Annotated in this window: 17 protein-coding genes; 8 read left to right on the top strand and 9 right to left on the bottom strand. The window is 75.2% G+C overall.

The window, feature by feature from the left end:
• Positions 1-53: 53 nt before the first annotated feature.
• The 3 genes from Q3W71_RS25765 to Q3W71_RS25755 all read right to left on the bottom strand — a co-directional run bounded on the left by Q3W71_RS25765 (position 54) and on the right by Q3W71_RS25755 (position 3625).
• Entirely contained in the window at positions 54-1895 is a 1842-nt protein-coding gene (locus Q3W71_RS25765) for a glycoside hydrolase family 15 protein (RefSeq protein WP_302922040.1), read from the bottom strand.
• 76 nt (positions 1896-1971) lie between these two features.
• Positions 1972-2928, bottom strand: a complete 957-nt coding sequence (locus Q3W71_RS25760) for a TIGR03885 family FMN-dependent LLM class oxidoreductase (RefSeq protein WP_302922039.1) — start codon at positions 2926-2928, stop codon at positions 1972-1974.
• 70 nt (positions 2929-2998) lie between these two features.
• Positions 2999-3625, bottom strand: a complete 627-nt coding sequence (locus Q3W71_RS25755; RefSeq protein ID WP_302922038.1) for a universal stress protein — start codon at positions 3623-3625, stop codon at positions 2999-3001.
• Between the two features lie 102 nt (positions 3626-3727).
• Between Q3W71_RS25755 and Q3W71_RS25750 the strand changes: the two genes are divergently transcribed.
• The 4 genes from Q3W71_RS25750 to nhaA all read left to right on the top strand — a co-directional run bounded on the left by Q3W71_RS25750 (position 3728) and on the right by nhaA (position 7930).
• Entirely contained in the window at positions 3728-4945 is a 1218-nt protein-coding gene (locus tag Q3W71_RS25750) for a D-arabinono-1,4-lactone oxidase (protein WP_302922037.1), read from the top strand.
• Positions 4942-5319 carry a sensory rhodopsin transducer gene (locus Q3W71_RS25745; protein ID WP_302922036.1) on the top strand — a complete coding sequence of 126 codons (378 nt, stop codon included), beginning with the start codon at positions 4942-4944 and terminating at the stop codon, positions 5317-5319. Before Q3W71_RS25750 ends, Q3W71_RS25745 begins: the two co-directional genes overlap by 4 nt.
• A gap of 67 nt (positions 5320-5386) precedes the next feature.
• Positions 5387-6490 (top strand): FUSC family protein, encoded by a 1104-nt coding sequence (locus Q3W71_RS25740; RefSeq protein ID WP_302922035.1) that lies wholly within the window; start codon positions 5387-5389, stop codon positions 6488-6490.
• Positions 6491-6610: 120 nt separating this feature from the next.
• Positions 6611-7930, top strand: a complete 1320-nt coding sequence (gene nhaA, locus Q3W71_RS25735; protein WP_302922034.1) for a Na+/H+ antiporter NhaA — start codon at positions 6611-6613, stop codon at positions 7928-7930.
• 234 nt (positions 7931-8164) lie between these two features.
• Here nhaA and Q3W71_RS25730 read toward each other — a convergent pair whose 3' ends face one another.
• The 3 genes from Q3W71_RS25730 to Q3W71_RS25720 all read right to left on the bottom strand — a co-directional run bounded on the left by Q3W71_RS25730 (position 8165) and on the right by Q3W71_RS25720 (position 11651).
• Entirely contained in the window at positions 8165-9802 is a 1638-nt protein-coding gene (locus Q3W71_RS25730; protein WP_302922033.1) for a hypothetical protein, read from the bottom strand.
• The gene (locus Q3W71_RS25725) at positions 9799-10683 is read right to left on the bottom strand and encodes an ABC transporter ATP-binding protein (protein ID WP_302922032.1); all 885 of its coding nucleotides are present in this window, start codon (positions 10681-10683) and stop codon (positions 9799-9801) included. Before Q3W71_RS25725 ends, Q3W71_RS25730 begins: the two co-directional genes overlap by 4 nt.
• Before the next feature lie 128 nt (positions 10684-10811).
• Positions 10812-11651, bottom strand: coding sequence for a S1 family peptidase (locus tag Q3W71_RS25720; RefSeq protein ID WP_302922031.1), 840 nt, complete (start codon positions 11649-11651; stop codon positions 10812-10814).
• A gap of 192 nt (positions 11652-11843) precedes the next feature.
• Here Q3W71_RS25720 and Q3W71_RS25715 point away from each other — a divergent pair, with 192 nt between their 5' ends.
• Positions 11844-13445, top strand: a complete 1602-nt coding sequence (locus Q3W71_RS25715) for a Na+/H+ antiporter (protein ID WP_302922030.1) — start codon at positions 11844-11846, stop codon at positions 13443-13445.
• 7 nt (positions 13446-13452) lie between these two features.
• Here Q3W71_RS25715 and Q3W71_RS25710 read toward each other — a convergent pair whose 3' ends face one another.
• On the bottom strand, positions 13453-14139 hold the full coding sequence (locus Q3W71_RS25710) for a metalloregulator ArsR/SmtB family transcription factor (RefSeq protein ID WP_302922029.1): 687 nt from the start codon (positions 14137-14139) through the stop codon (positions 13453-13455).
• Positions 14140-14239: 100 nt separating this feature from the next.
• On the opposite strand from Q3W71_RS25710, the gene folE reads away from it, so the two are divergent.
• Together folE and Q3W71_RS25700 are read left to right on the top strand one after the other, a co-directional pair.
• Positions 14240-14896 carry a GTP cyclohydrolase I FolE gene (folE, locus tag Q3W71_RS25705; RefSeq protein WP_302922028.1) on the top strand — a complete coding sequence of 219 codons (657 nt, stop codon included), beginning with the start codon at positions 14240-14242 and terminating at the stop codon, positions 14894-14896.
• An 18-nt stretch (positions 14897-14914) separates the two neighbouring features.
• Positions 14915-16153, top strand: coding sequence for an NAD(P)/FAD-dependent oxidoreductase (locus tag Q3W71_RS25700; protein WP_302922027.1), 1239 nt, complete (start codon positions 14915-14917; stop codon positions 16151-16153).
• A gap of 70 nt (positions 16154-16223) precedes the next feature.
• Here the strand turns inward: Q3W71_RS25700 and Q3W71_RS25695 are convergent, their stop codons facing one another.
• Both Q3W71_RS25695 and Q3W71_RS25690 read right to left on the bottom strand, forming a co-directional pair.
• On the bottom strand, positions 16224-17879 hold the full coding sequence (locus Q3W71_RS25695) for a hypothetical protein (protein ID WP_302922026.1): 1656 nt from the start codon (positions 17877-17879) through the stop codon (positions 16224-16226).
• Positions 17880-18008: 129 nt separating this feature from the next.
• Positions 18009-18560: a TetR/AcrR family transcriptional regulator gene (locus Q3W71_RS25690; protein WP_302922025.1), complete on the bottom strand. Its 552-nt coding sequence runs from the start codon at positions 18558-18560 to the stop codon at positions 18009-18011.
• An 85-nt stretch (positions 18561-18645) separates the two neighbouring features.
• Here Q3W71_RS25690 and Q3W71_RS25685 point away from each other — a divergent pair, with 85 nt between their 5' ends.
• Entirely contained in the window at positions 18646-19359 is a 714-nt protein-coding gene (locus tag Q3W71_RS25685; protein WP_302922024.1) for an alpha/beta fold hydrolase, read from the top strand.
• Positions 19360-19383: the final 24 nt, after the last annotated feature.

The following is a 19383-nucleotide window of genomic DNA, read 5'->3' as shown; positions in this document are numbered from 1 at the left end:
CGTACGCCGAGCCGCCGGCGGTGGCCCGAGCCCGCTCCGGATCGGCGTCCCGGTCACCGCCCGGCGGGACGACCCGCCGGCATCCGCCGCGAGCGCTCGGCCCAGGCGTGCAGGGCGTCCCGGTCGCCGGCGGCGTCCAGGTTCAGGGCCGCCTCGATGAGGGCGAGGTGGGTGAACGCCTGGGGATAGTTGCCCAGCGCGGTCCCGTCGGCGGCGAGCTGTTCGGAGTAGAAGCCCAGCGGCCCCGCGTACGCGCTGAGCTGGTCGAAGAGCTGCCGTGCCGGCTTCCGCTCGCCGGCCAGCGCGAGGGCGGAGACCAGTTCGAACGAGCAGAGCAGGAATGCCCCCTCCGCGCCGGGCAGGCCGTCGTCCGCGCGGTACCGGCGGATCAGGGCCGGGCCGATGGCGAGCCGCTGGCGGATCCGGTCGATGGTGGCGAGCATCCGCGGATCGTCGGCGGGGAGGAAGCCGACCAGGGGGATCCGCAGCAGGGCCGCGTCGAGTTCGCTGCTGCCGTACGCCAGCACGAAGCTGCCCACCGACTCGTCGAAACCGCGGTCGAGGACCTCGGCGTGCAGGTCGTCGCGGGCCTGCCGCCAGCGGTCGACGGCGGCGGTGCGGTCGTCGAGCAGATCGGCCAGGCGAACGCCCCGATCGAGGCAGACCCAGGTCATCACCTTCGAGTTGACGTAGTGCCGGCGCGGGCCGCGGATCTCCCAGGCGCCGTGGTCGGGTTCTCGCCACCGCCGGGCCATGGTGTCGACGTGCCACCGCAGCAGCCCCCACTGGTCGCCGGTGAGGTCGCCGGTGAGTTGCTGGTAGACCAGGGCCGCGTCGAGGATGTGACCGTAGGTGTCGAACTGGACCTGGTCGGCGGCCTCGTTGCCGGTGCGGACCGGCCGCGAGTCGGCGTAGCCGGACAGGTGCGGCAGTTCCCGCTCGGTGGTCGTGTGGCCGTGGATGCCGACGAGCGGGGCGAGCGGGTCCGCCCGCGTGGCGCAGATGTCCAGCAGGAAGCGCAGGTACCGCCGGCCCTCCTCGGCATGACCGAGCCGGAACAGGGCGAGCAGCAGCAGGGCCGCGTCCCGGTGCCAGGTGTACCGGTAGTCCCAGTTGCGCACCCCGCCGATCTCCTCGGGCAGCGCGGTGGTGGCGGCGGCCAGCAGCGCGCCGGTCTCGTCGAACGACAGGCCGCGCAGCACCAGGGCGCTGCGCCGGACGGCGTCGGCGGCGAAGCCGGTGTAGTCGCTGCGGCCGGACCAGTCCCGCCAGGTGCGGCAGGTCTGGTCGAGCAGGACGGTCGGGTCCTGCGCCGCCGGTCCCGCGTCGTCGCCGTCGCCGTAGTGGAGCAGGATGGTGACCGTCCGGCCGGCGGGCAGCTCCAGGTCGGCGGTCAGCGCCGTCCCGTCCGCCACGAGCGGCAGGTCGGCGCCGATCCGCAGCGGGACCCCGGAGGCGTGCCACCGGCCGTCGACCCGGGTCCAGCCGGTGCTCCGGGCGCCGTAGCCGGGTCGCGGGACGATCCGCACCGCCAGCCGCACCGCACCGCGCTCGGCCGTCAGTTGGCGGACCAGCACCTTGCCGGCCCGGATCGGTTGGGCCGCGTCGCCCGGCGCGACGGCGAGGAAGTCCCGTCCGACGGCCCGGCCGCCCGGGCCGTCGTACTCGGTGTGCAGCACCAGGGTGTCCGGCAGGTACCGGCGGGCCGGCGCGGGGCAGCCGTCGACGGTGAGCGAGAAGGCACCGCCGACCTGACGGTCGAGCAGCCGGGCGAAGACGGCGTCGCCCTCGAAGTGCGGTACGCAGAGCCACTCGACCGTCCCGTCCGGCGCGACCAGCGCGGCGGTGTGGGTGTCGGAGAGGAAGGCGTACGAGTCGACGGGCGGAAAGCTCATGTCGGCACTCCGCTTCGCTCCGTGCCGTGATGCGGCACCAACGCGCTGAGCTGATGGTCCGCTCGCTGACGCCCGCTCATGGCAGCTCCGGCAGCACCTGGGAGCCGAAGACCTCCAGAAACCGGTCCTGGTCCCGCCCGACGTGGTGCAGAAAGATCTCGTCCACGCCCAGGTCGGCGTACTCGCGCAACCAGTGCGCGTGCCGACCGGGGTCGCTGGAGACCAGCACGTGCTCCCGCATGTCCTCCGGGCGGACGTAGGCGGTGGCCGCGGCGAAATCGGCCGGAGTGGCGAGGTCCCAGCCGAGGTCGCTGCCGAGGATGGCGGTACGCCACTGCTCGTGGGCCACCCGCAGGGCGGTCTCCTCGTCGGCGGCCCAGGACAGGTGCACCTGCAGCAGCACCGGTCCGCCACCCCCGCCGTCCCGGTACGCGTCGACCACCCGCCGTACCCCGTCGACTCCCTGGTTGATGGTGATCAGCCCGTCCGCCCAGGAACCGGCCCAGCGAGCGGTCTCCGGGGTGACCGCCGCCGCGTACACCGGTGGCGGCTGCGCCGGCCGCGACCACAGCACCGCCCGGTCGACGGTGACCAGCCCCCGGTGGTCGACGCACTCGCCGGCGAACAGCGCGCGGATCACCTGGACGCACTCCCGCAGCCGGGCGTTGCGTTCCGGCTTGGCCGGCCACCGGTCGCCGGTGATGTGCTCGTTGAGCGCCTGACCGCTGCCGAGCGCGAGCCAGAACCGTCCCGGGAACATCTCCGCCAGGGTGGCCGCGGCCTGCGCGACGATGGCCGGGTGGTAGCGCTGGCCGGGCGCGTTCACCACGCCCAGCGGCAGGTCGGTACGGGCCAGCGCCGCCCCCAGCCAGGACCAGGCGAACCCGGAGTGGCCCTGCTCCGCACCGAACGGGGCGAAGTGGTCCGAGCACATCGCGCGGGTGAAGCCGGCCGTGCGCGCCGCCTCGACCAGCCGCAGCAGCGTGCTCGGCGCGAACTGCTCGTGCGAGGCGTGGAAGCCGAAGAGCGGCATGTGCTCCTCCCGCCGTCGGTGCTCCGCCGGGTGCGGGCTACCCGTCCGTGGCGCGGGGAAACGATGCTCCTCACCGGTCGGGCAGGCTGCCGAGCAGGACCGCGCGGCTGCTGCGGTGGGCCAGGTCCTCCGCCACGTTGCCGAGCAGTTTCTCGTCGAGCCCGTGCCCCCGCCGTCCGATCACCAGCAGGTCCACGTCGCGGGCGTCGGCGACGGCCAGGATGGCGTCCGCCGGATGGCCGGCGACGATCTCCGTGCTCGCGTCGCCCAGCCCGTCCGGCAGGGTGCGGGCGACCTCGTCCAGCATCCGCCGGGCCCGCTGGCGCTCCGCGTCCGCCTCCAGATCGACCAGATCCGGGTCGGTGACGGTGACCAGCACCAGCTCGCTGGTGGTCCCGGTCAGCGCGTGGGCGACGGCGCGCAGCGCCCGGTCGGAGTCGGGCGAGCCGTCCAGGCCGACCAGCACCCGCAGGCCGGGCCGGGTGGGTGCCGGCGCCCGGGAGCGGACGTCGATCCGCTGCGGAGCGGCCCGGCCGCGCTCGACGGCGATCGGGACGAACAGCGGGCCGAGCAGCCCGCCGACGAGGTACCAGAGCAGGTTGCGGTGCCCGCCGCGGGTGACGAAGACCGCCGCGGTGACCAGTCCCGTCGCCAGCCAGGCCACCAGCGCCAGCAGGCCCCAGCCCAGCTCAGCCATGGTGGCTTCCCGGCATGGGCGGCGCGGGCGGGTGGGTCATGCCGGTGACTACCCCCGGCGGCGGCGGGTACGCCACCGCGTCCGGTCGGGGGAGGAAGGGTCGTGGGACACGAGTTCGTCAACTGGTCCGGCAGCCTGGTCTTCACGCCGGCCCGGTACGCCGAACCGGACGACGAGGACGAGGTCCGCGCCCTCGTGCGGCGGGCCCGGCAGGACGGGACCACGGTCCGCCCGGTGGGCTCGGGGCACTCGTCGAGTCCGCTGGTCCGGACCGACGGCATCCTGCTCAGCCTGGACCGGATGGCCGGAGTGATCTCCGACCGGGCCGGTCTGGCCACGGTGTGGGCGGGCACCAAGCTGAAGACGCTGGGGGAGGGCCTGTACGACGCCGGTCTGGCGATGGACAACCTCGGCGACGTGGACTACCAGTCCATCGCCGGGGCGACGGCAACCGGCACCCACGGCACCGGCCTCGGCTTCGGGAACCTGTCCACCCAGGTGGCCGGCGTCCGGCTGGTCACCGGCACGGGCGAGCTCCTGGACGTCGGCGCGGACAGCAACCCGGAACTCCTGCCGGCGGTGCGGTTGTCCCTCGGCGTCCTGGGCGTGGTCACCCGGGTCACCCTCGAGGTGCAGCCCCGCTACGACCTGCACCGGCGGTCCTGGTGCGCGCCCATCGAGTGGACCCTCGACCACCTCGCGGAGTTGCAGCACACCAACCGCAACATGGACTTCTACTGGTACCCGCGCAGCGACCAGACCCAGATCCGGGTGATGAACCGGGCCGACGAGACACCCGAGGAGCGGGTCTGGGCCCTGCCCCGGGTGTCCGGGTCGGACCCGTGGGCGCGACCCCGGGAGGTCCAGGTCGGACCGACGCACCGCACCATCCCCCGGCACCGGGAGCTGCGGTTCGAGGAGATCGAGTACATGCTGCCGGCGGAGGCGTTCCCGGCCTGCTTCGCGGAGGTCCGGCGGCGGATCCGGGAGCGGCACCGCCGGACCGTCGGGTGGCGGGTGCTGGTACGCAGCATCGCCGCCGACGACATCTGGCTCAGCAACGCGTACGGCCGGCCCACCACCACCATCGCCTGCCTGCAGAACACCTCGCTGCCCCACGAGGAGTACTTCCGGGACGTGGAGGCGGTCTTCCGGCAGTACGGCGGCCGGCCGCACTGGGGCAAGAAGCACTGGCTGACCGCCCGCGAGCTGCGCCCCCTGTACCCGCGCTGGGACGACTTCCAGGCGTTGCGGCGGCGACTCGACCCGGACGGGGTGTTCCTCGGCCCCGACCAGGCCCGGTTGCTGGAGGAGGGGTGATACCGGAGATCGGCGCGCGGATCTGGGTGGTGCCCGGCGGGCACGTGCCGTTTCCGAGCCACGGGCCGGAACCGGAGTTCACCGGCTTCGACCAGCTCTGCGTGCTCAACGCCACCGGTCGGGACGCCGAGGTCGGCCTGGACTTCTACTACGAGGACGCGGACCCGGTCGGCCCGTACCGGATCCTGGTCGGTGCCCGGCGCATCCGGCACGTCCGGGTCAACGACCTGATCGACCCCGAGGCGGTACGGCTGGACCGGCCGTACGGGTGCGTGCTGCGCTCGCCGGTGCCGGTGGTGGTGCAGTTCCTCCGGCAGGACACCCGGCTGCCGGGCGTGGTGGCCCTCACCGGCACCATGGCCCATCCCGGCTGACCGCAGGGAGGTTCCCGCCGGCAGAGCCCGGGTATGCCCGGTGATGCGCTCGACGGTGGTCGGAGAGGTGGGAACCGCACTACGCGCTCGGCTCGGTGACGCCGCGGAGGCGAGCTACCGCCGGTTGCGGACGTACCTCATCCTGGCCGTGCAGGCCGGTCTCGCCGCGGCGCTGGCCTGGGTAGTAGCCCGGGAGGTGCTGCAGAACCCGGATCCGACGTTCGCGCCGGCGGCGGCGGTCGGTGTGATCGTGGCCGCCCTGGGCAACCGGACGCGGCGCACCGTGGAGCTGATCGTCGGCGTGGTCCTCGGCATCGCGGTGGGTGACGGGTTGATCGGGCTGCTCGGCACCGGGCCGTGGCAGACCGGCGTCATCGTGTTCCTTGCCATCACGGCGGCGGCGGTGGTCCGGGGCACCGGCGCGCTGATGACCCAGGCCGGCGGTACCGCGGTGCTGGTCGCCACGCTCACGCCCATGTCGCCCGACCTGGAACTGCCCCGGACCCTCAACGCGCTGGTCGGGGGAGCGGTCGGCCTGCTGGTGGTGCTGGTGCTGGCCCCGTTGAACCCGCTGCGCACCGTACGCCGGGTGGCGGATCCGGCGCTGGACACCTTCGCCCGGCAGATGACTGCCTCGGCGCAGGCCCTGGCGCGGGCCGACCCGCACGCCGCGCAGGGCGTGCTGGACCGGATGCGTGCCACCGAGCCGCAACTGCGGCAGCTCAGCGAGGCGGTGACCGCCGCCGAGGAGGTCGTCCGGTTCTCTCCGGTGCGCTGGCGCCGCCGCCGGACGCTGGCCGCCTACGGGCGGGGTGTCGAGCACATGGACCGGGCCTTCCGCAACAGCCGGGCCATGGTGCGCCGGATCGGCACCACCCTGCGCGACGAGGAACCGGTGCCCGCCGACCTGCCCGCCGCCGTGGAGCGCTTCGGCGAGGCCGTGCGGATGCTGCACCGCGCTTTTCTGGCTGCCGAGGAACCGGTGCGGGCGCGCGAGCGGGTGGTGCAGGCGGTACGGGAGGCCGGCGCGGCCTGCCGGCAGGAGATGGGCTTCTCCGGCACCATCGTGGTCTCCCAACTGCGCACCGCCGCCAACGACCTGCTGCGCGCCACCGGCGTACCGGGCGACGAGGCGCGGCGGATGGTTCGGCGGGCCGCCGCCGGGTACTAGAGGCCCGCCGTGGCGTCCGCCGTACGCGTTCGCGCCGGCAGCGGATAACGTTGTGGCTCTGGTGTGCCGGGAAGTCTGGTCGGCGATGGATGACGCGACCCCTGCCGACGAGGAGCTTCCGTGACCGACGCCACTCGGCGCCGTACCAGCCTGTTCGCCCGCCGTTCCTGGGCCGAGACCAGCCGCATCTCCGAGATCCTGCGGCGGGAGACCGTGGGCGGGGCCCTCCTGCTCGTCGGGGCGCTGCTGGCCCTGATCTGGTCGAACTCGCCCTGGACCGAGCAGTACCAGGCACTGCGGGACCTCCGGCTCGGCCCGGCCGCGCTGCACCTCGACCTCAGCCTGGGCACCTGGGCTGCGGACGGCCTGCTGGCGATCTTCTTCTTCGTCGCCGGGCTGGAACTCAAGCGCGAGTTCGTCGCGGGGGACCTGCGGGACCCGCGGCGGGCGGCGGTGCCGGTGGCCGCGGCCTTCGGTGGGGTGCTGGTGCCAGCCCTGCTCTACGTCCTGATCGCCGGTGCCGGCGCGGGCCGGGGGTGGGCGATCCCGACGGCCACCGACATCGCCTTCGCCCTGGCGGTGCTGGCCGTGGTCGGCCGCTTCCTGCCACCGGCGCTGCGGACCTTCCTGCTCACCCTGGCGGTCGTCGACGACCTGATCGCCATCGTGATCATCGCCGTCTTCTACACCACCGACCTGTCGATCCTGCCGTTGCTGGGCACCCTGGTCCCGCTGGTGATCTTCGGCCTGCTGGTCCAGCGGCGGGTCCGGTCCTGGTGGCTGCTGCTGCCGCTGGCCGTGGCGACCTGGGTGCTGATGCACGAGTCCGGGGTGCACGCCACCGTGGCCGGGGTGCTGCTGGCCTTCACCGTTCCGGTGCGCCGCAGCGAGGCCGCCGGCGGGCCGGACGCCGGTCCCGGCCTGGCCGAGCACTTCGAGCACCGGTTCCGGCCGATCTCGGCCGGCGTGGCGGTGCCCGTCTTCGCGTTCTTCTCCGCCGGGGTCGCGGTGGGCGGCCTGACCGGCCTGACCACCGCGCTGACCGACCGGGTCGCGCTCGGCATCGTGGTCGGGCTGGTCGTCGGCAAGCCGATCGGCATCCTGGGCGCGACCTGGCTGATCTCCCGGTTCACCCGGGCCGACCCGGAGGAGGGGCTCAACTGGCTCGACGCGCTCGGTCTCTCGCTGCTCGGCGGCATCGGCTTCACCGTCTCGCTGCTGGTCGGCGAGTTGGCCTTCGGGCCGGGCAGCGAACGCGACGACCACGTCAAGGTCGCCGTGCTCGCCGGCTCCCTGCTCTCCGCCCTGCTCGCCTCGGTGGTGCTGCGCGCCCGCAGCCGGGTGCACCGGCAGGTGTGCGAGGCGGAGGCGGTCGACCGCGACCACGACGGGGTGCCGGACGTCTACGACCCGGACCCGGACCGGCCGGACATCCGCTGAGCCGAGTGCCGGGCGTCCGGTCCCGCGGGAGCGTCACCGACCCGGGCGGTCCGGCAGTCGCCACATCGCCCACCCGGTCGTGGTCAGCAGCGCCCCGCCACCGACCACGAGCATCCATCGCATGACGACGGCCGCGTCGTCGTGGGCGTCGGCCACCCGGCCGGCCGGATCGTCCGGGTCGTAGCGCAGCCGGATCCGTGCGTCCGGACCGACGCCACCCGGTGGGGTCGCCGCTCACGGACGCAGGTCGCGGCGGCGGTAGCCCCAGGCGCCGATCGCCAGGGCAGCGCCGGTCAGGGCGAGCATGACGGCCGCCGCCGGCTGGTCCGGCGCCGCCTCCGGCACGGCTGACAGATGGGCGTACGGTGACAGCCGGCTCACCCAGCTCGGCGCCGCCAGACTGTCCGCGAGCACTTCGAGCAGGAACCCGCCGGCCGTCGGCAGCATGCCCAGGGCGGCCACCGCCCGGGTGCCCCCGCCGAGCGCGAGTACCGCGGCGCCGAGGCTGAGCAGCGCCAGCGGGACGACGTTCCAGGTGCCGGCGAGCGCCGCGCGTAGCGACAGGTCCGCATCGACGGTGACCGCACCCAGCCAGGTCGCCACCGCCGCGACGGTGACCAGGACGGCGACCCCGGCGGCAGTGGTCATCGCCTCGGCGGCGAGCAGCCGGGTCCGGCTGTTCGGGCCGGCCTGGAGCAGGGTCAGCCGTCCGCCCGTCTCGGCGGCGGCGAACGCGGCGAGCCGGACCGCGGCGAACGCGCCGACCGGGATGGCGAGCAGGGCGAACAGGGTGGCCGCGTAGCCCCGGACGGTGCCGAGACCGGCGAAGCCTGCCTGCGCGGCCAGATCGGCGAAGCGGGGGTTCTCGGTGAGGAAGGCGGTCATCGAGTCGGCGAGCAGCCCGATCAGCAGGAAGTACGCGCCGATCCCGGCGGACCAGCCGGCGAGCGGCCGTAGCACCCGCCGGACGGCGAAGGCTTCGACCGAGCCGAGCAGCCGCAGCCGGGGCGGCCGACCCGTGGTGGTGCGCAGCAGCCCGTCCCGGACGTCCCGCCGGCCGGCCAGGGCGAGCGCGGCGCCGGCCAGGGCCACGGTGGTGACGGCGACCACGGCCAGCGGCGCCCACCGGTCGTCCTGGTACGGGCGGGTCAGCGCGAGCGGGCCGTACGGGGGCAGCCAGCGCAGCCAGCCGAGCGGGGCGACGCCGTCGCCCACCATCCGGGCCAGCAGGGCGACGCCCAGCAGGGCCAGGGTGCCCGCCGTGGCGCCGGCCCGGGTGGGGAAAACCTGGGCGGCCAGGGCGGCGGTCGCGACGGCGTAGGCGCCGACCAGGGCCAGGCCGGTGGCGTGCAGTGCGGCTCCGGGAACCGGCGTGCCGGCGGCGGTGAGCGCCGCGGCGAGCGCGATCCCGGTCCCGGCCAACGTGGCGACCAGCACCGCGAGATGCCGGCCGAGCATCCCCGCCGGGGTCAGCCGGCCGGCGAGCAGCAGGTCCCAGCGGCCGGTCTCCTCCTCGCCGCGGGTGATCCGGGTGGTGGCGAGCAGGCCCCAGACCGACAGCAGGACGGCCAGCACGGTGCCGGTGCGCCAGGCGGTGAAGCCGCCGGCGGTGTCGAGGGCGGCCGGCTCGCCGAACAGGGTGCGGACCGCGGGGTTGCGGGCCAGCGCGGCCAGCGAACCCGCGTCCAGCCCGTCGCCGACCGTGCTGGCGTAGGTGGCGGCGACCAGCGTCGACATGCCGACCGTCAGCGCCACCACGACGAGAGCCGAGCGGCGGACCTGGCGTACCGCGAGTCGGGTGGCGGCGCGGCCGGCCGCGCCGGGCCCACGGCCGGGGCGGGTGGTGGTGGCGGGGTACGTGGTGGCGGTCACCGGTCCGCCTCGCCGTAGTAGTCGAGGAAGATCTCCTCCAGGCCCGGCTCGCGCACGGTGAGGGCGGTGATCTCGGCGGCCGCGAGGGCGCGCAGGGCCGGCGCGGGTGGCCCGGTCAGGGTGAGCCGCAGCAGCTCCGGGTCCTCCGCGAGGACGTCGACTCCGGCGAGGCCGCGCAGGTCGGGCGCGGGGCCGGTGAAGCGGGCGGTCACCTCGGTGCGGTGCAGCCGGCGCAGCTCGGGCACGCCGGCAACGTCCACCAACCGGCCGGCGCGCAGGATCGCGACCCGGTCGCAGACCGCCTCGACCTCGGCGAGCTGGTGGGAGCAGAGGAAGACGGCCTGGCCCCGGTCGCGGGCGTGCCGGACGGCCCGGCGGAACTCCCGCTCCATCAGGGGGTCGAGGCCGCTGGTCGGTTCGTCGAGGACCAGCAGCGGCGCGCGGGTGGCGAACGCGGCGATCAGCGCGACCTTCTGCCGGTTGCCGGTCGAGTACGTCCGCCCCGGCTTGGACGGGTCGAGGGCGAACCGGTCGACCAGTTCGTCGCGGTAGGCGCGGTCGACGCCGGGTCCGGTGGCGGCGAGCAGTTCGAGGGTTTCCGCGCCGGTGAGCTGCGGCCACAGCGCGACGTCGGCGGGCACGTAGGCCAGTCGGTGGTGGGCCGCGACGTCACCGGCGTCGGTGTCGAAGATCCAGGCACGGCCGGCGGTGGGCCGGGCCAGGCCGAGCAGCAGCCGGATGGTGGTGGACTTCCCGGCGCCGTTGGGGCCGAGGAACCCGAACACCTCGCCGGTCGGCACGGTGAGATCCAGCCCGTCGAGGGCGAGCAGCGACCCGTAGCGCTTGGTCAGGTGTTCGGTGCGGACGGCAGGGGTGGCCATGCGGCGCCTCCGGTCGACGACGTGTCACGACTGCCGACCAGGCTTCCCGGCGCACCACTGGTCACCGTACTATCGCTGGTGCGCCGGGGGAAGCGGGTGATGTCGCGACCGGGCAGCGCCGGTCCGGGTCAGGGGATGGTCAGGCCGTACGCGGCGAGCACCTCGGTGATCGGCTGGTAGTAGGTGGTGCCGCCGGTGGTGCAGTTGCCGCTGCCGCCGGAGAGGATGCCGATGATCGTGCCGGTGGCCGCCACGTAGAGCGGGCCGCCGCTGTCACCGGGCTCGGCGCAGATGTTGGTGCGGATCAGGCCGGACACGCTGCCCTGGGCGTAGTTCACCGTCTGGTTGAGGGCGGTGACCTGACCGCACCGGACGCCGGTGGTGGCGCCGCTGCGGCACACCGCCTGCCCGACGTACGCGGTGCCGGCGCCGTAGACGGTGAGCAGGCCGGGGTGGGTGTAGACCGCGCTGGGATGGGCGATCCGGCCGGTGTAGCGGACCAGGCCGTAGTCGTTGGCCGGGAAGCTGCTGCCGACCCGGGAGCCGATCGCCGTGCTGTGCGCGGCGTCGGCGTACCAGGTGGCGGCCGTCGCGGTGCAGTGCCCGGCGGTGACGAAGTAGTAGGTGCTGCCGCTGCGCACGTTCGCGCCGAGCGAGCAGCGCCCGCCGCCGCTGCCGTGGACGGCCTGACCGCCGGCGATGAGGATGCGCAGCCGCCCCGGTTCGTGCCGGAACACGGCGCCGGCCCGGGCGGCGGTCGCGCGCACGGCGGCGAGGTCCGCGCCGGTGACGCTGTCGTCGACGGTGACTGTCGGCCGACCGGTGGCCGGGTCGACACCCCAGGCGGTGCCGGGGGTACGGATCCCGGCCAGCGCCGCCGCGGCGTCGGGGGCGGCGGCGTTGGCGGCGGGCGACCCGCCGAGCAGCAGGGTGGCCAGGACGAGGACGACGATCGGCAGGCGGCGCATCCGACCCTCCTATATCGGCGAACGTAGATGCCATCACAGCATCCGCCACGGGCCCGCCGCTTTCAACCAGGTGTCGGGCACCGGGCGTGTCGTCCGCCGGCCGGGACCCGCGCCCGTGCGAGCGTGGGCCGGTGACCCGGCCGCCGGTGCGAACGCCGCAGCTCGCCGACCGGACAGGAGGGATCGGCTCGGATGGTGACCGTACTGGCGCTGGTGCTGGGCGGCCTGGTGGTGGTGATGGTCGCCAACGCGGTGGCCCACCGCAGCGGCCTGCCGGCGTCGGTGCTGCTGGTCCTCGCCGGCATCGGCTACGGCTACCTGCCCGGCCCGAACCTGACCCTCGATCCCGAGTTCGTGCTCTACCTGGTCATCCCGCCGCTGCTCTACGCCGCCGCGTTGCAGTCGAGCCTGACCGCGCTGCGCGCCAACGCCCGTACGGTGGTCGGCCTGTCGGTGGCGCTGGTGCTGGTCACCGCGCTCGCCGTCGGGTTCGGGCTGAGCGCGGCCGTGGCCGCCGTGCCGTTGAGCGTCGGCATCGCGGTGGGTGCGGCGGTGTCGCCGCCGGACCCGGTGGCGGCGCTGTCCATCGGCCGGCGCGCCGGCCTGCCGCCTCGACTGATCACCCTGGTCGAGGGGGAGGGGCTGCTCAACGACGCCACCGCCCTGACCATCCTCCAGGTCGCCGTCGCGGCCGCGGTCGGCGGCGCGTTCTCGTTCGGCCACGCGGTGGGGGAGTTCCTCTTCGTGGCCGCCGGCGGGCTGGTCGTCGGCCTGGTCATCGCCGCGGCCATCGCCCAGGTCCGGAAGAAGGTCAACGACCCGCTGATCGACAACGCGCTGTCGCTCGGCACCCCGTTCGCCACCTACCTGGCGGCCGAGAAGCTGCACGTCTCCGGGGTGCTCGCGGTCGTGGTGGCCGGCCTGTGGCTCGGTCACCGCAGCGCGTCGTTGCAGTCCAGCCGGGCGCGCCTGCAGACCCGCGCGGTGTGGCACCTGGTGGAGTTCCTCCTCGAGGGCTACGTGTTCGTGCTCATCGGCCAGCAACTGCCGGCGGTCGTCCGCGGCCTGCGCGACTACGACGTGAGCACGGTCGTCACCGCCGCCGCCGTCACCGTCGGCACGGTGCTGCTGGTGCGCCCGCTGTGGCTGCTGCTGGCGGCGCACCTGCCCAGCCGGATGCACGCCCGGCTGGGCGGCGACCCCCGCCCGGACAACCCGCCGCTGTCCGGGCGGGAACTGCTCGCGCTGAGCTGGGCCGGCACCCGCGGGGTGATCACCCTCGCCGCGGCGTTCACCCTGCCCGCCAGCACGCCCGCCCGGGACCTGCTGCTGTTCTGCGCCTACCTGGTGGTGCTGGTGACCCTGATCGGCCAGGGGTTGACCTTCGCCCCGCTGCTGCGCCGGCTGCGGCTGCCCGGCACCGACGTCAGCCGGGCGCTGACCCGCAACCAGGCGCGCGCCGCCGCCGTGCAGGCCGCCCTGCAACGGCTGGAGTCGCTCGCCGCGGCCGATCCCGCCGTACGGGAGATCGCCGGCCCGCTGCGCCGGGCGGCCGAGGTCCGCCACCAGCGCTACACCGCCCGGGTCGAGCTGCTCTCCGCGGTCGAGGACCAGATGTTGCCGACCGACGAGCGGTACCGGGCCGCGCTGCGGGTCCGGCGGGAGATGATCGCCGCCGAGCGGGAGGAGCTGCTCGCCTGGCGGGACGCGGGCCGCCTGGCCGACGCCGACATGCGCGTCCTGGAACGCGAACTGGACCACGTGGAGAGCGTGCTGCCGCTGCCGCCGTCGTGACCGGGGCTCAGGACGGCAGGTCCAGCGCCACGCAGCAGGCGCCGGGGCGGGGCGCCAGCCGGGCCGCGACGTCCGCCGCGCCCAGCCCGTCGAGCAGCCCGGTGAGGAAGGCGTGGTTGAGCCCGCAGACCAGCGCGGTGTGCCGGGTGGCCAGGGCGTGGAACGGGCAGTTGTGCAACAGCACCCGGCGCGGTGCGGCCGGCGCGGGGTCACCCGCGGCCGGGCCGGCGCCCTCGGGGCGCGGCTCGAAGCCGAGCCCGTCCAGCGCGGACAGCACCCCGCACCCGTCCGCGGCCAGGCCGGCGCCGAGCTCGCGGCCGCGCTGTCCGGCGAGGCGGTGCGCGGCGGCGTCGGCCCGGGTCGGGTCCTCGGCGACCGCGTCGGCGAGGATCTCGGCGATCAGCTCGTAGCGGCGCTCCGGGATGGTGACGGCGAGTCCGTCGCCGGCCGGCTCGTAGACCTTGGGACTGCGGCCCCGACCCCGGGGCTGGCCGGGCGGCGCCTGGTAGCGGGCCCGCAGCAGGCCGGCGTCGACCAGCTTGTCGAGGTGGAAGGCGGCCAGCCCGCGGGTGATCCCGGTGGCGTCCGCGGCCTCCTCCCGGGTGACCGGGTGGTCCTGGTGGCGGACGTGGTCGTAGAGCGCCCGCCGGGACGGATCGGCGAGCGCGGCCACGGCGGTCCACCGGTCCGGCACCCACCGAGATTATCACCAGCGTCCACTATTGAAATTCCGCCGCGCGGGGTCCAGCATGATTAACGACAACATTGGTTGGCGAAAACGATGGGTGGCCGACATGGACCTGATGGACCCCGCGTCCACGACCGACGGTCGGCCGGTCCCGGCGGACGAGGCCGAACCGGGCCCGCTGCGGGTGCTGCGACCACGGGCCGGCCGGGACCTGGCCGCCGCCGAACGGGCCGCGGCCGCCTTCCTCGCGGCCCTCGGTGTCGACGTCGACGCCGACGGGCTGGCCGACACGCCGGGCCGGGTGGCCCGCGCCTACGCCGAACTGCTCACCCCCCGCGAGTTCCGGCTCACCACCTTCGACAACGACGAGGGCTACGACGAACTCGTGGTCGCCCGCGCCATCCCGATCCGCTCGGTGTGCGAACACCACTTCCTGCCGTTCCTCGGCGTCGCCCACGTCGGCTACCTGCCCGGCCGGCGGATCCTCGGGCTGTCCAAGCTGGCCCGGGTGGTGGAGCTCTTCGCGCACGGCCCGCAGGTGCAGGAACGGCTGACCAGGCAGATCGCCGACTGGCTCACCGCCCACCTGCGACCGAAGGGGGTCGGTGTGGTGGTCGAGGCCGAGCACCTCTGCATGACCCTGCGCGGGGTGCGGGCGGTCGGCGCCACCACCATCACCTCGACCCTGCTCGGCACGCTGCGCGACGACCCGCGCTCGCGCGCCGAGTTCTTTGCCCTGACCGGCGTCGGCGCCCGCGCCTGACCCGCACGAGGAGGAACCGTGACCGAGCAAGCTCCGATCGTGATCGTCGGCGCCGGCCTGGCCGGGGCCCGGGCCGCCCAGACCCTGCGCGAGGAGGGGTACGACGGCGACGTCGTCCTGCTCGGCGAGGAGGCCGAGCGCCCATATGAACGGCCGGCGCTCTCCAAGGGCCTGCTGCTGGGCACCGCCGGGCGGGACAGCGTCCACGTGCACGACGCCGGCTGGTACCCCGAACACCACGTCGACCTGCGTACCGGCACCCGGGTGACCGGGCTGGACCGGGAGTCGCGCACGGTCGAGACCGCCGACGGGCAGCGCCTGCGCTACGCCAGCCTGCTGCTGGCCACCGGGGCGCGGGCGCGCACCCTGGCGGTCCCCGGCGCGGACCTCGACGGGGTGCTGCGGCTGCGTACCCTCGCCGACAGCGACCGGCTCGGCGCCGCGCTGGTCGACGGCGCACAGGTCGTGATCGTCGGCGCCGGGTGGATCGGCCTGGAGGTGGCCGCCGCCGCCCGGGCCCGCGGCGCCGCCGTCACCGTGGTCGAGGTCGGCGAGCTGCCCCTGCACCGGGTGCTCGGCGACCGGCTCGCCACCGTCTTCGCCGACCTGCACCGCGACCACGGGGTCACCTTCCGCTTCCGGGCCCAGGTGCGGCAGTTCGAGGGGACGGGTCGGGTCAGCGCCGTCCGGCTGGCCGACGGCACCGCCCTCCCCGCCGACCTGGTGGTCGTCGCCGTCGGGGTACGGCCCGCCACCGACCTCGCCGAGCAGGCCGGCCTCGCGGTCGACGACGGCGTCCTCGTCGACGACACCCTGCGCACCGGCGACCCGCATATCTGGGCCGCCGGCGACCTGGCCAACGCCCACCACCCGCTGCTGGGCACCCGGGTCCGGGTCGAGCACTGGGCCAACGCCCTGCACTCGGGGCCGGCCGCCGCCCGCGGCATGCTCGGCCGGCCGGTCAGCTACGACCGGCTGCCCTACTTCTACACCGACCAGTACGAGCTGGGCATGGAGTACACCGGCCACGCCCCGCCCGGCTCGTACGACCGGGTGGTCGTCCGTGGCGACCTCGGCGGCGAGTTCGTCGCCTTCTGGACCGCCCGGGGGCGGGTGCTGGCGGGCATGAACGTGAACGTGTGGGACGTGACCGACCCGATCAAGGAACTGATCCGCTCCCGGCGGCCGGTCGACCCCGACCGGCTGGCCGACCCCGCGGTCGCCCTCGACAGCCTGCTCACCCCGGGCGCCGGCTGACCGCCCGCGATCACCGGGCGCCGGCTGACCCCTGCGGCCACCGGGCGCCGACCGACCGCCGGGCCGGCGGTCACCGGCCTTCGCAGATGCGCCCGCTGAACGCCGGGTCGCCCTCCCGGTTCGCCGACCAGATGGGGTTGAGCCCGATGGCCAGGGGCGGCGCCTGCCAGGCGGCCCCCAGGTGCTGGAAGAGCCGGTACTCCCGGCGGGGCCGGTCGACCGGCTCGTTGGCCAGGAAGTCCAGCACCGTCTCCCGCACCAGCTCCTGGTCGAGCGGGAAGGCGTGCGGCCCCGGCACCTCGACGGTGGGGATCCGGGAGTACTCGCCCGGCGGCGCCTCGACGGCGGCGACGGTCGGCAGGAACGCGATCATGCGCACCCCGGCGACCGGGCACAGCGTGCGGTTGCGGAAGAAGGGCGCGTCCGCGAGCACCGACCGGACGAACGGCTCGTCCGGATTGCTGTCGATCCGCTTGGTGAGGTTGGACAGCTTCGCCACCAGCCGCAGCTCCCATCCCGCCACCACGCCCCAGCCGTCGTACCCGGCCGGCGGGTAGTACACCCGGCCGGGGCGGGTCAGCGGGCTGAACATGACGACGGCGTCCACCGGTGACTCGGGCCACCGCTCCAGGTACATCCGGGCCACCATGGCGCCCTCGCTCTCGCCGAGCAGCGCCACCGGCCGGCCGGTCCGCCGCTGCAGGGAGTCGATGTGCTGGGAGAGCAGCGCGGCGCTGGAGCCCACCGACCGGTGCGTGTCCTGCGGCCGGTACGGCAGCGGGCGCTCCCGCTCGTCCAGGCCCCGGTAGGAGAACCGTTCCACCCGGGGGTCCACCGCCGGTCGGCCGTCGTAGCTGGAGTCGTGCCCGGCGATGGCGATGACGGCGTACGGGATGCGGTCCTCCAGGCGCTCGGAGAGCACCGGAGCGCGCCAGTCGCCCTGCCCGCCGGCCGCGACGCCGACGCCGGCCTCGGCGACCACCGACCCGGCCATGGTGACGACGATCGCCAACGGCGCCACGGGCACCCGACCCAGGCGCACCGGGGCCTGGAGTGCCGCGGCCGCGACCGTGCCCCGCCAGAGCAGCCCGTTGGCCACGCCGGCCGCGGCGGCGACCGGCACGCCCCACCACAGCGGCACGGCCGACATCAGCGCCCCGGCGACGGTGAGGACCAGGAAGTTGAGCAGCGACCAGCCGAACAGGGCCGCCGAGGGCAGCCCGCGCCACCACCGGCTGACCACGCCGCCGCGCACCAGGAACGGCGCCAGCACCAGCATGGGCAGCAACGACGCCAGCAGGTACCACGACAGCGCGACCGCCGAGTACGCCACGGCGAGGGCGGCCCACGGCGAGATGATCACCGTGGCGAGCGCGGCCACCTCGATGTTGCGCAGGATCAGCCACCGGTACGACGGTCGCGGCGCGTTCGCCGGCCACGCGAGGCCGGTCATCCACGCCGACAGCAGGCCGCGCACCGCGGTCACCGCCAGCAGGCCGAGCAGGAACGACGACCAGGAGTTGTGGTAGACCAGCAGCCACCGCAGGTCGTGGTAGGAGTCGTACGGCCAGACGGCGGTGGCCTGCGGCGCCAGCCCCCGCGCGGAGTAGAAGCTGAGCGCGGCCAGCACGGCGGCCTCCAGCGCCGGCGGGACGGCGGCCAGCGTGAGCAGCGGGAGGGTCCTCCCGCGCCGCGCGGCCACCGCGGCCCCCTCGGACGTACGCACGTCAAGCAGCTCCTGCCGGCAACCGATCCTGCGTCGCGGGATCCCCGCGCGGCGCTGCTTACCCCGCTTGCCGCCCTTTGTGCTGCTCCGTTCGGCGGAAGTACGCCACCGGTCCCGGCGTCCCGCCCGTCACCCGGCCACGCCGTGCAGGACCATCGCCACGGTGCGCTCGACGAAGGCGTCGTCGACGGGGCGCCCCCGGAACACCGCGCGGCACCAGACGGCTCCGGCGAGCGCGTCCATGATCGTCATGGGGTCGGCGTCGGGGTCCAGTTCGCCCCGGCGGACGGCCCGCTCGAAGATGGGGCGCTCGCGGGCCAGCCGGTCGGCGAAGAACCGCTGGGTGGCCGAGGCCAGCTCGGCCCGGTGGGCGGCGGCGGCGAGCGCCGCGACGGCCACGTCCGCGGCGGGCGGCGTGGTGAGCAGCCCGACGATGGCGCCCACCGCCGCCGTCAGGTCGCCGCGCAGGGTGCCGGTGTCCGGCGTGTGGAGGTCGAGCAGCGGCGCCTCGACGAGCGCGTCGGCCAGCAGCGCGGCCTTGGACGGCCACCACCGGTAGATGGTCGTCTTGTTCACCCCGGCCCGCTCGGCCACCGCCTCGATGGTGAGGCCGTCGTACCCCTTCTCGGCCAGGAGGGTCAGCGTGCTGTCGAAGATCGCCTGCTGTCTTCGTGGGGCCACGGCGACCAGAATAGCAACGCACCGTTGCGTTGTGGTCTACTGGACCGCAACGCACCGTTGCGTTGCGTTGGAAGGGGGGAGCCCGATGACCCTGCCCGTCGTCCTCGTCCATGGCATCCGCGTCAGCCGCACCATGTGGGAGCCGGTGGTCGGCGAACTCGACCGGCCCGCGCTCGCGCTCGACCTGCCCGGCCACGGCGCCCGCCGCGGCGAGACCTTCACCATGGCCGCCGCGACCGGGGCGGTCGCCGACGCCGTCGACCGCCTCGGCGGGCGGGCGCTGCTCGCCGGCCTGTCGCTCGGCGGCTTCGTCGGCATCGCCGCCGCCGGCCGCTTCCCGGAGCGGGTGGCCGGGCTGGTCGCCATCGGTTGCACCGCGCGGCCGGCGCGACTCGTCGGGCTCTACCGCGGGGCGGCCGCGCTCGCCGCGCGCTTCCCCGAGCAGGCCAACCGGTTCAGCGCGTACGCCTTCCGCCGCGCCCTGCCGCGCCCGGCGGCGGACGCGGTCGTCGCCGGCGGCCTGTCCAGCGAGGTGATGCCCGCGGTGGTCGCGGCGGTCGCCGGTCACGACCAGCTCGCTGCCCTGGCCGGCTATCCCGGCCCGGTCTGGCTGGTCAACGGCGACCGCGACCCGTTCCGCGCCGACGAGCGGGCGTACCTGGCCGCCTGCCGCGACGGTCGGCTGATCCGGCTGCCGCGCGCCGGGCACGTCACGACGCTGGCCGATCCGGTCCGGCTGGCCCGGCTGATCGAGGACGCGGCCGCCCACGCCGAGCGGCACCACCGCGCCGCGCGCTGAGCGGGCCGGCGCCGCGCCCCGCGC

This window comes from Micromonospora sp. C28SCA-DRY-2 (assembly GCF_030519475.1).
Classification (GTDB): domain Bacteria; phylum Actinomycetota; class Actinomycetes; order Mycobacteriales; family Micromonosporaceae; genus Micromonospora.
This window is presented reverse-complemented; position numbering and strand designations above follow the sequence as displayed.

Bases quoted from the DNA above. Each gene is read 5' to 3' on its own strand.
- Q3W71_RS25765 (WP_302922040.1), bottom strand. From the start codon at position 1,895: ATGAGCTTTCCGCCCGTCGACTCGTACGCCTTCCTCTCCGACACCCAC.
- Q3W71_RS25760 (WP_302922039.1), bottom strand. From the start codon at position 2,928: ATGCCGCTCTTCGGCTTCCACGCCTCGCACGAGCAGTTCGCGCCGAGC.
- Q3W71_RS25755 (WP_302922038.1), bottom strand. From the start codon at position 3,625: ATGGCTGAGCTGGGCTGGGGCCTGCTGGCGCTGGTGGCCTGGCTGGCG.
- Q3W71_RS25725 (WP_302922032.1), bottom strand. From the start codon at position 10,683: ATGGCCACCCCTGCCGTCCGCACCGAACACCTGACCAAGCGCTACGGG.
- Q3W71_RS25720 (WP_302922031.1), bottom strand. From the start codon at position 11,651: ATGCGCCGCCTGCCGATCGTCGTCCTCGTCCTGGCCACCCTGCTGCTC.
- Q3W71_RS25715 (WP_302922030.1), top strand. From the start codon at position 11,844: ATGGTGACCGTACTGGCGCTGGTGCTGGGCGGCCTGGTGGTGGTGATG.
- folE (WP_302922028.1), top strand. From the start codon at position 14,240: ATGGACCTGATGGACCCCGCGTCCACGACCGACGGTCGGCCGGTCCCG.
- Q3W71_RS25685 (WP_302922024.1), top strand. From the start codon at position 18,646: ATGACCCTGCCCGTCGTCCTCGTCCATGGCATCCGCGTCAGCCGCACC.